The organism is Nitrospinota bacterium (genome assembly GCA_009873635.1).
GTDB lineage: Bacteria > Nitrospinota > Nitrospinia > Nitrospinales > VA-1 > LS-NOB.
The window spans coordinates 111,068-123,092 of record WAHY01000002.1; the positions used below are offsets into that span (position 1 = coordinate 111,068).

The window sequence follows — 12,025 nt, forward strand, 5'->3', positions numbered from 1 at the left end:
TTGCGGAACAATATTTGGGGACTATATTGTGATTACAAGGGGTATGAGACCCGTTCTAACAAAGGAGGACGTTATAGAGGCTGAGAGTCCACCAAAATATGTAATTAGAACAAATCTAGAGGTTCGCATATAAATGTGAACGGCCCTGTGTGTGGGGCAAAAAAAGAGAAAAAACGCGTTGAGCAGCTGCAACGCGTTTTTTGTTTTTATGAGTGAAATGGAGAAAAAAATCCTTTTAATAATTGAATATGAGGGCACTGCCTATCACGGTTGGCAATTGCAAACAAATGCTGTCAGCATTCAGGGTTTCCTGGAAAAAGCCTTGAGTACAATTTTGAATCAGCCAACAAATGTTTTGAGTGCTGGCAGAACCGATGCGGGTGTTCATTCAGAAGGAATGCCGGCACATTTTACAGCCAATACAAAAATGTCAATGGTAGAGATGCAGCTTGCTTTAAACAGTCTGCTTCCTCATGACATCACAGTCCGGGAAGTGCGTGAAGTTCCTATGGATTTTAATGCGCGCGGCTCTGCCAAATGCAAACTGTATCGATATACCATATTAAACAGGGACTATCCTTCTGCACTCAATTTCCGCCGTTCCTGGTTCATTCCACATAAACTGAATGTACCCGCGATGAAAACGGCGGCGGTATACCTGGTTGGTGAACACGACTTCACTTCATTCCGGGCAGGGAACTGCAACGCCAAATCGCCTGTGCGAACCATGAAGCGTGTCGAGATCATTGAACGGGACGATTTCCTGGTTTTTGAATTTGAAAGTAAAGGTTTTTTGAAGCACATGGTTCGTAACCTTGTAGGAACCCTTGTGTATGTTGGCAAAAACAAATACCCCCCGGAACAGGTAAAAACCATTCTTGAAGCACGTAACCGCAAGGTTGCCGGTCCCACAGCACCTTCTCACGGACTCTGCCTGATAAAAGTAGAGTATTAGTGTTGCAAAACCTTTATAAAGTCGATTGTTAGTTGGTGGGAAAACTCCTTTTAGAGTTCCTCCGTTTTTTTATGTTTTTAATCGTTTCCCTTGAGGATTGAAAATTTTAAAATGACCCATGCCGCGTTTGGCAAAGAAATATTTTGCAGCGGTTTCCATCACTCCCAATCCATAGGTCACGCTTCTCCTGAAGCTGATCGATGATGCATCGTCAAAGTAAAGGGCGGGGCAGGATACTTCCCCCAATTCAAACCCAAAATACAGGGTTTGGCAAAGCATTTGGTTGTCGAACACAAAATCATCGGAGTTTTCTAAAAGTGGAATGGTTTCGAGCACTTTTCGGCTAAAAGCCCGGTAGCCGGTATGGTATTCAGAAAGCTTTTGCTGAATGAGCAGGTTCTCGGCTAATGTTAAAGCGCGGTTTGAAACATATTTATAGAGAGGCATTCCTCCCATCATGGCCTTGTTGCCAAGAATTCTGGAGCCGATCACCGCGTCAAATACTCCTTCTGCAATCATTGACGCCATGGGTGTGATGAGCTTTGGCGTATACTGATAATCAGGGTGTAACATAATAACGATGTCGGCATTATGATTCAAAGCCTCTTGATAACAGGTTTTCTGATTGCCGCCGTATCCCTTGTTTTCGGTATGGACAAATGTTTTGATATCCAATTGCCGTGATAGGTTGACAGTCTCATCCTGGCTGGCATCGTCGGTGAGAATGATATCGTCTACAATATCTTTGGGTATTTCATCGTAGGTTTTTTTCAGGGTTTTTTCGGCGTTGTAGGCCGGCATGACCACGCAGATGCGTTTGCCGTTAATCATAGGCTTGATTCTGGGTTATGGTTTTAGTTTCAGCGTGTTATGATAATGCAAAAATAAATATTTACAACGAAATTTATGCCCGTATACTGCGGCGAACCGACGCTGGCAAAGTATATATAACTTTGGTTTGCTGAGTTTTTTTATGGACTGGGAGGTAGGGAGGGCTATCTCCTGATTTTAGGAGTTTGATTTTTTATATGAAAACAGAATTCGATATTGCGGTATTCCCCGGTGACGGAATTGGGCCAGAAGTGATTCAAGAGGCACTGAAAATTCTTAAAATTATTGAATCGAAACTGGGTATTAAAATAAATGTCAATGAGGCACTTGTTGGCGGTGCTGGTTACGATGCTACTGGACACCCTTTGCCGGATGAAACTCTTAAAACGGCGCAAAATGCAGATGCGGTTTTGTTGGGTGCGGTCGGTGGCCCCAAATGGGAGAACATTGATTTTTCACTTAGGCCGGAAAGGGCTTTACTGGGTCTTCGTTCTAACTTGGGGCTATATGCCAATCTGCGTCCTGCGCGTATTTTCCCGGCTTTGGTCGAGGCCTCTACTTTGAAACGTGAAGTGGTGGAAGGTCTGGACCTTCTCGTTGTACGCGAATTAACCGGGGGAATTTATTTCGGGGAACCACGAGGGATTGATTCGCTGGATGATGGGACCCGAAGAGGATTCAACACCCTGGTTTATACAGAACCTGAAGTTGAAAGAATTTCCCGCATTGCCTTTGATGTAGCCCGCAAACGTAATAAATCTGTTTGTTCTGTTGATAAAGCCAATGTGCTTGAGGCGACTGGTTTCTGGCGTGAGGTTGTGACGAACCTGCACTCAGAATATTCGGATGTAAGTCTGTCGCACATGTATGTGGATAATTGCGCTATGCAATTGGTGAGGAACCCTAAACAATTTGATGTGATTCTGACTACCAATATGTTCGGCGATATTTTAAGTGATGAAGCTTCCATGTTGACAGGGTCAATAGGCATGCTGCCTTCTGCCAGTCTTGGCGAGAAATATGCCATGTATGAACCGATTCATGGTAGTGCCCCAGATATCGCGGGTAAAGAACTGGCTAATCCGCTGGCCACAATATTATCTGTGGGGATGATGTTCAAATACTCTTTGGATTGTGAAGAGCCGAATGAATGGATTGAGACTGCTGTTGAAACGGTATTGAGTAAAGGGGTCAGAACAGCGGATATTATGTCTGAAGGAATGAAACAGGTGGGTACGAAAGAAATGGGCGATCTGATTGCAGAAGAGTTGGAGAAGTAGAATGCTGGATAAAAAAGAAGCTTATGATGTTGCCGTTGCTGGTGCCACAGGCGCAGTGGGAAGAAAAATGCTGGAAATTCTTGAACAGAGAAAATTTCCTGTTGCCAGCTTAAAAGTTCTTGCGTCTGCACGATCGGTGGGTCAGGCATTGCCATTCAATGGCAACTCACTGGCAGTTGAAGAGTTAAAGGAAAGTTCTTTTGAAGGTGTGGATATTGCCCTTTTTTCGGCAGGTGCTGGTGTGAGTCGTCAGTTTGCTCCCTTTGCGGTGAAATCCGGTTGCATTGTGATTGATAACAGCAGTGCTTTTCGTATGGAACCGGATATCCCTCTTGTTGTTCCAGAAGTGAACCCGGAAGCAGTTGGAGATGACCCCGGCGTCATCGCAAACCCTAACTGCTCAACCATTCAAATGGTCGTAGCGTTAAAGCCGATTCACGACCAGTTTAAAATAAAACGTGTTGTGGTTTCCACTTACCAATCTGTTTCTGGTTCGGGGCAAAAGGCTATTGAAGAACTGCATAGCCAGGCACAAAGTGTCCTGTCCGGGAAACCGCCGGAGAATAATGTATATCCTCATCAAATCGCATTTAACTGTTTGCCACATATAGATAATTTTCTTGATAGCGGATACACAAAAGAAGAGATGAAGATGGTGAATGAAACCCGAAAGATTTTGGAAGATGATTCCATTCAAATCTCACCGACTACGGTTCGAGTGCCGGTATTTTATTCTCATTCTGAGTCTGTAAATGTTGAAACCGAAAAGCCCATCAGTGCTGGAGAAGTTAAAAAGTTATTATCTGATGCTGTTGGAGTTATGGTGGTTGACAACCCCGAAACTAACGAATACCCGTTGGCGATTGATGGTGAGGGTAGGGATGATGTGTTTGTTGGCAGAATCCGCGATGACATCTCTTGTGAAAACGCCATAAACTTCTGGGTTGTGTCCGACAATTTACGTAAGGGAGCGGCTCTTAATGCTGTTCAAATAGCAGAACTTCTCGCACGCAATGCTCAAAAATGAATATTTGTTAAGTGGGTATCCCGCTTGACATTTATATGCCTTAAGTTTATAAAATATAGTACCTTATGGTATTTGGGGTTTGTCCCCATGCCAAAAATAAATCCTATTTGAAACAGGTCCTGTTATGGCTGAAGATTTCAAACCTGAGAATCCGCAAAGTTCCTCACCCTCAGAAAAAGCCGGTTTTAATACTAAAGAGTTTAAAGAACTCATCAAACATGCTTCTCATGAACGCAAGAACCTGCAATTGCTCGTGGAGTATTTTGAGAAGAAGTCAGGAGAGCTTGACGATAAAAAAAAGTCTTTTGACAAGCTGAGTGGGCAGGTGCCGGATGCCTTAAGAAAACTGGATTCTCTGGATACCCGATTTGAAGAAATTAAGACTTTTGATGTTAGGGTACGTGATTTCCAACGTGTTTCTAAAGAAGTCAATTCAAACTATAACACCCTGAAACGCGATTTAGAATCGCTGCATTTACTAAACGAGCATATAGACAGCAAAATTAAGAGCCTGGGCCAGCAAAAACTTGTTGTCGAAAAAGCTAATGAGGATGCAGGTCGTCTCAATGTCCTGGTCTGGGACATGGATTCAAAGGTCAAAAAACTTCGGGAAGAAAGTAAGCTCCTAAAATCTGCAGATCGTAATATCGACCGACTTGAGCACATGCTGGATAGTGTCTCCAGTCAGGTTCAGGATGTTGTCAACATGAAAGAACTGTTGAGAACTGCTGCGGTTAAAGTTGGGGTTATGAAGGACACCCTGGGTGAGCTGGATAGCCGTTATGACAGGATTAAACAGGATAAAGAAACTATAGAAAGTCATACCAGGGATACGGAAGAACTGAAACGTATTCTTGCAAGTGTCCAGTCTGATTATGAAAAGCTCCTTGGGCAGAGCCATATGATCAATGAAACCCAGGAGACCCTCCACAACCTGATGCAGCAAATTAGTGATCTAAAAATAGAGTCTAAGAATATTTCGGTGAAGAACGAAATGATCCGAAGTATTACTGGGCGTTTGAGGGATTTGGACGCTTTGTCAGTGGATGTCGAGACCAAAATAGCTCGGATTCAGGACGAAAAGTCCATGATCGAAAAGACAGAGGAAAAAATACATAAGCTCAATTCTTTTCTCATAGACAATCTTAGCAACAAAATGAAAATTTTGAAAGATGAGATGAAAGTCATTGATGATGCCAATGAGAAAATGAGCCGCTTCAATGTAATGGCTGAAGAAGCTGAGCAAAAAGTTGCACGGCTTGATGATGATATCAAGAAAATTGATACCATTTCCGGGATCCTGAAGCAGGTTGAAGTGATGAATGAGTCCACACAGCAACAAATGGACGAGATCATCCGCAAGCAACAAATGGTGGATCAGGTAGACAAAAAGATTAATGACCTCAGTTCGATGGTCATCAGCCTTGATGTGAAGATGGAAACCCAGATGCAGAGGAAAGCTCTCATTGAAAAAATGGAGAAGAAGGTCGATGGCCTGGATTTCTTCATTGAGGAGGCAAACATTAAGATTGCCAAGGTTTCCAAAAAAATCGACTTCCTTGAAAAAGTAGATCAAAAGTTTGAAGATTTAAAATCGATGGCAAATACCCTTGAGGAAAATATCCTCGATATGGCTAAAGAAAAGGCCGCAATTGATGACCAGGAAAAACGGATGAACAATATTTCCTCGAAACTGAGTATTCAGGAAATAGAATTGCGTACCCGTTTTAAAGAGGTTCAGGAAGCCAAGGATGAGATTACTAAAATTGATCAGATTCGTGAAGAGTTGGGACATATAACGACCAACTTCGAAAGTAAAATGGAAGCCCTGATTAAGGACTCTTCACAGGTTGAAAAAACCGATGCCAAGCTCCAGGAACTTGATAGCTTGATGAAGGATTTACGTGACAGGCAAGATGCCCTGGACGAAAAGCAGGAGTTCATGCTTGAAGTTGAAAAGAAAATGGACCAGCTTGGCAATATGCTGGAAAGAACGGAAAACCGTATCTCACAGGTTCAGGAAAGTGATGAAAAAGTCAAGCGTACCCAGCAGGCACTGGGTGAACTTGAAGTTGTCATTAACCGTACAAATACTGAAAAGGCTAGAATCGATAAGGAAAGAGAAAACCTTGATAAAATAAACTTGAATATTGAAAAGCTGACGACAATTACTGAAGATGCAGAGTCTAAAATTGATCAGCTTAATAGCAAAATCAGTATGCTGGGCGAGGTGGAAAAACGTTTAAGTTCGTTAAACCTGCTTGCTGAAGATGTTAGTGTCAAGGTTCAAAATCTCAAAAAAGAAGAAGCCTTGTTCAGCAAGGCTGGAGAACAAATCGCGGAATTGAAGTTTTTGTTGAGCGAGGTAGAAAGAAAAAAACAAGATTCGGCATAGCCGGGTTGACTAAACAGATACAAAACCCTAGCCCTGAACGGCAAAAGGGATTGTGGTTTTTATTGATCGGATGGGCTCTCTGCCTGTCCACAGCTTTTCACCCTTTCATGACTTCAAGTGTCTTTGAGTAAAACCCCTATATAACCAGTGGAGTAGATTTTTATGGCTGAAAAAATCCTGGGTGTGATCGGCGGAAGCGGATTGTACCAAATGAAGGGCCTTGAGGTGATTGAAAAGGTAGTTGTTGACACTCCTTTTGGATCACCTTCCGACAACATTATCATAGGGAGGCTGGAAGGGGTTAAAGTCGCTTTTCTCCCCCGGCACGGGGTTGGCCATGTCATACCGCCCTCTGAAATAAATTTTCGGGCAAATATTTTCGCAATGAAAAAAATTGGTGTTGATCGGATTATTTCCGTGAGTGCGGTAGGGGGGATGAAGGAAAATATGCCACCCGGTCACTTCGTTGTGCCTCATCAATTTATTGATAGAACATTTAAACGTAACAGTACATTTTTCACTCAGGGAATGGTTGGCCATGTCAGTATGGCTGACCCAGTTTGTCTTGCAACAGCGGGGGTGCTTTTTAAAGCGGCTCAAAAAGCTGGTGCGGACGCTCATGAAGGAGGTACCTATATTTGTATCGAAGGGCCTCAGTTTTCCACCCGGGCCGAGTCGCTTTTGTACAGACAATGGGATGTAGATGTAATAGGCATGACAAATGTTACTGAAGCAAAGTTAGCCCGTGAAGCAGGTATCTGTTATTCGACTCTGGCTTTGGTCACTGACTTCGATTGCTGGCATATAGAAGAAGAACCTGTTACTCTCGAAGCTGTGTTGGAAATCATGCATAAAAATGTTGAACAGGCGCAGAAAGTTTTAAAAGAGCTGATACCCATGTTGGGTACTATTGAGCCTTGTTCATGTTGCGATGCGGCCAAGTTTGCTGTTGTCACAGATCCTGAGAAAATCCCGCAAAACCTTAAAGAAAATCTCTCAATTTTATTTGGTTAAAATTTATGAATAAGAATAATTCCAGTCGTCTATTCCCTATTGCCAAAAAGGTGATGCCGGGAGGTGTAAATAGTCCTGTCAGGGCATTCAATGCTGTGGGTGGAGACCCATTGTTTATCAAATCTGCCCAGGGGGCACGAATGAAGGATGTGGATGGCAATGAGTTCATTGATTATGTGGCTTCATGGGGACCTCTCATATTTGGCCATGCACACCCGGAAATAGTTTCTGCAATAACCCGGCAAGCTGAATTAGGCACCAGTTATGGCGCATCGACTGAACTGGAAATCCAGTTGGCTGAAAAGGTTGTCCAGGCTGTTCCTTCCATTGATGTGGTAAGGATGGTTAATTCAGGAACTGAAGCTGTGATGAGTGCGTTGAGATTAGCCCGGGGAATAACAGGGCGTGACAAGATAGTAAAGTTTGAGGGCTGTTACCATGGACATGGAGACAGCCTTTTAGTGAAGGCCGGTTCTGGTCTTATGTCTTTGGGAATTCCTGACTGCCCCGGGATTGTTTCAAGTCTTGCTGAGAAAACGCTTAATCTCCCTTTCAATGATATTGAAAAGGTGCGTGAGCTGTTTGATAAGGAAGGTGGAGAAATCGCCGCACTTATTGTAGAGCCTGTTGGAGGCAATATGGGTGTGGTACCCCCTAAGCCGGGATTCCTTGAGGCCCTGCGTGAAGTGACCCAAAAATCCGGAGCCCTTCTGATTTTTGATGAGGTCATTACTGGATTCAGGGTTTCATTGGGAGGGGCACAAAAACTATATGGAGTCACTCCGGATATCACCTGCATGGGCAAAATAATAGGAGGCGGATTGCCCGTGGGCGCCTATGGAGGTTCGCGCGAAGTGATGGACCATATTTCCCCTGTAGGTTCTGTCTATCAGGCAGGAACTTTATCAGGCAATCCTTTGGCAATGGCTGCTGGAAATGTGATGTTGGATTTACTTGCTAAAGAGGGTGTCTATGAATCCCTTGAGCAAAAGTCAGCTAAGCTTTGCCAGGGGTTGAAAGAAAATGTTGAGTCTCTTGGAATCGATGCGCAGTTTACGAGGGTGGGTTCGATGTTTTCAATGTTTTTTACTTCTCAGGAAATTGTTGACTTCAACTCGGTAAAATCATGCGACACAGATTTCTTCAAACGTTATTTTAATGAGTTATTGGAGGAGGGTATATACATAGCTCCTTCACAATTTGAAGCCGGTTTTATGTCCGCTGTTCATACGGATGAGGATATTAACTTAACCATAGAAGCCAGCCGTAAGGCTTTGAGCGCGTCTCGGGGATAAATAATTTATGACTGAAATTATAGGTGTTCATGGAAGGCAAATTATAGACTCAAGAGGTAATCCAACTCTTGAGGTGGATGTGACTTTGGAAAGTGGTGCAATGGGCAGGGCGGCTGTGCCTTCAGGAGCGTCTACGGGTACAAGAGAGGCAGTAGAACTGCGTGATGGAAACTCCAAAGTTTATTTGGGGAAAGGTGTTTCCAAGGCTGTTAAAAATATTAATAGTAAAATTGCCCTGGAACTTATAGGGATTGAAGTCACGGAGCAGGTGTTGATCGATCGCCTGATGATCGAGATGGATGGAACTGAGAATAAAAGCAAGCTGGGGGCAAATGCAATATTGGGAGTTTCTCTTGCAGTGGCTCAGGCAGCGGCCAGCGATCTGGGTCTTCCATTATTTCAGTATATAGGCGGCACAAATGCAAAAGAACTACCAGTCCCTATGATGAATGTTCTTAATGGTGGAGCCCACGCTGATAATAATGTGGATATCCAGGAGTTTATGATCGTACCAGTTGGTGCTAAATCTTTTTCTTCAGCTTTGAGAATGGGAGTTGAAGTGTTCCACCATTTAAAAGGTGTTTTGAAAAAATCAGGCTTTAATACCGCGGTGGGAGATGAGGGTGGTTTTGCTCCTGACTTGCAATCCAACGAACAGGCTGTTGAAGTATTGATCAAGGCTGTAAAAAGTGCAGGGTATAAAATCGGTAAAGATGTATTGATTTCTTTGGATGTGGCGGCCAGTGAATTATTTTCAAACAAGAAATATACCCTGGCTGCTGAAGGAAACGCTAAGTGGAGTTCCGGCGAGATGGTGGACTATTTGGCCGGTTTGGTTAAAAAATACCCTGTAATCAGCATTGAAGATGGCTTGGCGGAAAATGACTGGCCAGGCTGGAAAACGCTGACGGATAAAGTTGGTGATTCTGTACAGATTGTCGGTGACGACTTGTTTGTGACCAATACGAGCATTTTATCTAAGGGAATCGAGAAAGGTGTGGGTAACTCTATCCTCATAAAAGTCAATCAGATAGGCACTCTTACAGAGACGCTGGATGCTGTTGAAATGGCCAAAAGGGCAGGTTACACCACTGTTATTTCACATCGTTCCGGTGAAACAGAAGACACCAGTATTTCGGATATTTCTGTTGCGGTCAACGCTGGTCAAATTAAGACAGGTTCTTTATGCCGGACAGATCGCACTGCAAAATATAACCAGCTTTTGCGTATTGAAGAAATTCTGGGTAATACAGCAATTTACCGTGGAATGGATGTTTTTTATAACTTGGCTTGATGACAATTGATTTAAAGTTGTCATAAAAAAATACCTCAGGTTTTATGGCTGATAATTCTCGATACCAGAAAATATTTTTGTTGAGCCTTGGCTTTTTTTTATTGCTCGTCATGATGGCAATTTTTCATGAGAATGGAATTTTGAATGCGTACCAGTTGGAACAGGAACAGATTAAATTAAAATCTGAAAATGAAAACTTGCGAATCAGGAATGAGAAACTTCGACTGGAAATAGCAGGTTTAAAATCTGACCCATACGAAATTGAAAAAATTGCCCGTGAAAAACTAAACTTGATCAAACCCGGTGATAGGGTTTATCACATTGTCCAAACGCAAAAATAGATACAGTTTTTTTCTTAGTACTGCTTTATCCAGATTCCCGGTAAATTTCCCCTCTTATTCAAGGCCCGTATAAACCTTTTAAAAAAAAGGGTTATCGGGACCCGTATTTTTCCGTCCTCTGGAAAATTGTCAAGTCCAAATTTAAGAAAACTTGATTGACAGGCAAATACTGCTAAATTCTTGAATTAATTATTGATATTTTTAATTTAAGTGATAAAGTAAAGCCACCGATTTAAATATGTATGACGTTGTTTTATCAGTAACTTATTTCGACGAAAACACCTTGGTGTGATTACCATGTGTTATGAATTTTTCATCAAGGTGTAGACATATTAGAAAAGATTATTGGCCATTCATTTTTAAATATAATTAGTTTGTTTCTTGGAGGAGGGAGTATGACCAAACAAGATATCATCAATCAAGTCTCATCTCGTGCCAGCTTATCAAGAGCTAAGGCTGAAGAGGCTGTTGAAACAGTGATCGAATTAATTAAAGAATCGCTGGGTCATGGAGAGCCGGTTATTCTACGTCGGTTCGGTACATTCCAGGTCCGTGCAAAAACCAAGCGGGTTGGAAGAAACCCAAAGACCGGTGAAGAAGCTGAGATTTCTGCAAGAAAGGTCGTCCGCTTTAAATCGGGTAAATTTTTCAAACAAGTAGTTGATGAAGGTACGACTTGATCATTTCTTGGCCAAGGGTCTTACTTTCAAAGAATTAGCATGGCATCACCGTAGCTGAAAAAACGGTATTTTTGCCTGATAGCCTCTTTATAGGCTTTTTTCGCCAAATTTTCCCCCATGAAGGCGCACACTAGTAAAAACAGCGTTGATTGGGGTAGGTGAAAGTTGGTGAGCAAATGGTCCACATTCCTGAACTCCCAACCAGGATAGATAAAACAGTTGCACCATCCGGCAGCTTTTTTTCGTATTGTTTCTGTAAATTCCTGGCTCTCCAGGACCCGGGTTGTCGTGGTGCCCACCGCCAGGATAGATTGTCCTTTCTTTTTGGCTTGAGAAATCTTGTTCCAGTTTGAAGGAGTTACCTGGTAGTATTCCTCCAGCATTTTATGGTTGGTGATGTTTTCTTCTCGTATTGGTATGAAAGTTCCCGGCCCAACATGTAAAGTAAGACGGGCAATATCAACGGTTTTTTGCCTCAAGCTGGCCAATTGATTATGCGTAAAATGCAAACCTGCTGTTGGTGCTGCGATAGCGCCTGCCTTTTTAGCAAATACGGTTTGATAGCGTTTTTTATCATTCTCCAGAGTGTTTGAGTTCGTATCCAAGGGTCTATGGATATAAGGAGGGAGGGGCATTCGCCCATTATCTTTTAAATAGTTTGTGAGCCCTTCAGGTGATGAAAATCTAATTGCAGCATGTGCTTCCTTTCGTCTTATAAAAACCGCCTTCAAATCACTGTTTGTCAACTGAAACTCAGACCCAGGCTTCAACCGACTCAACCCTTTCAACATCGTCTCCCAAACCCCGGGTTCCAATTCACGGATGAGTAAAAGTTCTATTTCCCTGGAATTTGATAATGATTTAGCAAGAATTTTAGCCGGGATAACCTGGGTATCATTAATGACCATCAATG

11 protein-coding genes are annotated in these 12,025 nt (G+C 42.7%); 9 read left to right on the forward strand and 2 right to left on the reverse strand.

The annotated features are described in order from the left end of the window. Nucleotides 1-217: 217 nt before the first annotated feature. Entirely contained in the window at nucleotides 218-955 is a 738-nt protein-coding gene (gene truA / locus F3741_02145; protein MZG29597.1) for a tRNA pseudouridine(38-40) synthase TruA, read from the forward strand. A gap of 69 nt (nucleotides 956-1,024) precedes the next feature. Here truA and F3741_02150 read toward each other — a convergent pair whose 3' ends face one another. Continuing rightward, complete coding sequence (locus F3741_02150) at nucleotides 1,025-1,786, reverse strand: glycosyltransferase family 2 protein (protein MZG29598.1); 762 nt, start codon at nucleotides 1,784-1,786, stop codon at nucleotides 1,025-1,027. A 197-nt stretch (nucleotides 1,787-1,983) separates the two neighbouring features. Here F3741_02150 and leuB point away from each other — a divergent pair, with 197 nt between their 5' ends. From leuB to F3741_02190, 8 genes are all read left to right on the forward strand, one after another. Further along, nucleotides 1,984-3,066 carry a 3-isopropylmalate dehydrogenase gene (gene leuB / locus F3741_02155; GenBank protein ID MZG29599.1) on the forward strand — a complete coding sequence of 361 codons (1,083 nt, stop codon included), beginning with the start codon at nucleotides 1,984-1,986 and terminating at the stop codon, nucleotides 3,064-3,066. A 1-nt stretch (nucleotide 3,067) separates the two neighbouring features. Beyond that, entirely contained in the window at nucleotides 3,068-4,093 is a 1,026-nt protein-coding gene (locus F3741_02160) for an aspartate-semialdehyde dehydrogenase (protein MZG29600.1), read from the forward strand. 124 nt (nucleotides 4,094-4,217) lie between these two features. After that, on the forward strand, nucleotides 4,218-6,488 hold the full coding sequence (locus F3741_02165; GenBank protein MZG29601.1) for a hypothetical protein: 2,271 nt from the start codon (nucleotides 4,218-4,220) through the stop codon (nucleotides 6,486-6,488). A gap of 162 nt (nucleotides 6,489-6,650) precedes the next feature. Continuing rightward, complete coding sequence (gene mtnP / locus F3741_02170; GenBank protein ID MZG29602.1) at nucleotides 6,651-7,502, forward strand: S-methyl-5'-thioadenosine phosphorylase; 852 nt, start codon at nucleotides 6,651-6,653, stop codon at nucleotides 7,500-7,502. 5 nt (nucleotides 7,503-7,507) lie between these two features. After that, nucleotides 7,508-8,797, forward strand: coding sequence for a glutamate-1-semialdehyde 2,1-aminomutase (gene hemL, locus F3741_02175; protein ID MZG29603.1), 1,290 nt, complete (start codon nucleotides 7,508-7,510; stop codon nucleotides 8,795-8,797). Between the two features lie 7 nt (nucleotides 8,798-8,804). Further along, nucleotides 8,805-10,091 carry a phosphopyruvate hydratase gene (locus tag F3741_02180; protein ID MZG29604.1) on the forward strand — a complete coding sequence of 429 codons (1,287 nt, stop codon included), beginning with the start codon at nucleotides 8,805-8,807 and terminating at the stop codon, nucleotides 10,089-10,091. 44 nt (nucleotides 10,092-10,135) lie between these two features. Then, nucleotides 10,136-10,432, forward strand: a complete 297-nt coding sequence (locus F3741_02185; GenBank protein MZG29605.1) for a septum formation initiator family protein — start codon at nucleotides 10,136-10,138, stop codon at nucleotides 10,430-10,432. Nucleotides 10,433-10,827: 395 nt separating this feature from the next. Beyond that, nucleotides 10,828-11,112, forward strand: coding sequence for an integration host factor subunit alpha (locus F3741_02190; GenBank protein ID MZG29606.1), 285 nt, complete (start codon nucleotides 10,828-10,830; stop codon nucleotides 11,110-11,112). Between the two features lie 26 nt (nucleotides 11,113-11,138). Here F3741_02190 and queA read toward each other — a convergent pair whose 3' ends face one another. Then, nucleotides 11,139-12,020, reverse strand: a complete 882-nt coding sequence (queA, locus tag F3741_02195; GenBank protein MZG29607.1) for a tRNA preQ1(34) S-adenosylmethionine ribosyltransferase-isomerase QueA — start codon at nucleotides 12,018-12,020, stop codon at nucleotides 11,139-11,141. Between the last annotated feature and the right edge of the window lie 5 nt (nucleotides 12,021-12,025).

Coding starts and splice junctions, on each gene's coding strand:
- truA (MZG29597.1), top strand. CDS start 218: ATGGAGAAAAAAATCCTTTTAATAATTGAATATGAGGGCACTGCCTAT.
- F3741_02150 (MZG29598.1), bottom strand. CDS start 1,786: ATGATTAACGGCAAACGCATCTGCGTGGTCATGCCGGCCTACAACGCC.
- leuB (MZG29599.1), top strand. CDS start 1,984: ATGAAAACAGAATTCGATATTGCGGTATTCCCCGGTGACGGAATTGGG.
- F3741_02160 (MZG29600.1), top strand. CDS start 3,068: ATGCTGGATAAAAAAGAAGCTTATGATGTTGCCGTTGCTGGTGCCACA.
- F3741_02165 (MZG29601.1), top strand. CDS start 4,218: ATGGCTGAAGATTTCAAACCTGAGAATCCGCAAAGTTCCTCACCCTCA.
- mtnP (MZG29602.1), top strand. CDS start 6,651: ATGGCTGAAAAAATCCTGGGTGTGATCGGCGGAAGCGGATTGTACCAA.
- hemL (MZG29603.1), top strand. CDS start 7,508: ATGAATAAGAATAATTCCAGTCGTCTATTCCCTATTGCCAAAAAGGTG.
- F3741_02180 (MZG29604.1), top strand. CDS start 8,805: ATGACTGAAATTATAGGTGTTCATGGAAGGCAAATTATAGACTCAAGA.
- F3741_02185 (MZG29605.1), top strand. CDS start 10,136: ATGGCTGATAATTCTCGATACCAGAAAATATTTTTGTTGAGCCTTGGC.
- F3741_02190 (MZG29606.1), top strand. CDS start 10,828: ATGACCAAACAAGATATCATCAATCAAGTCTCATCTCGTGCCAGCTTA.
- queA (MZG29607.1), bottom strand. CDS start 12,020: ATGGTCATTAATGATACCCAGGTTATCCCGGCTAAAATTCTTGCTAAA.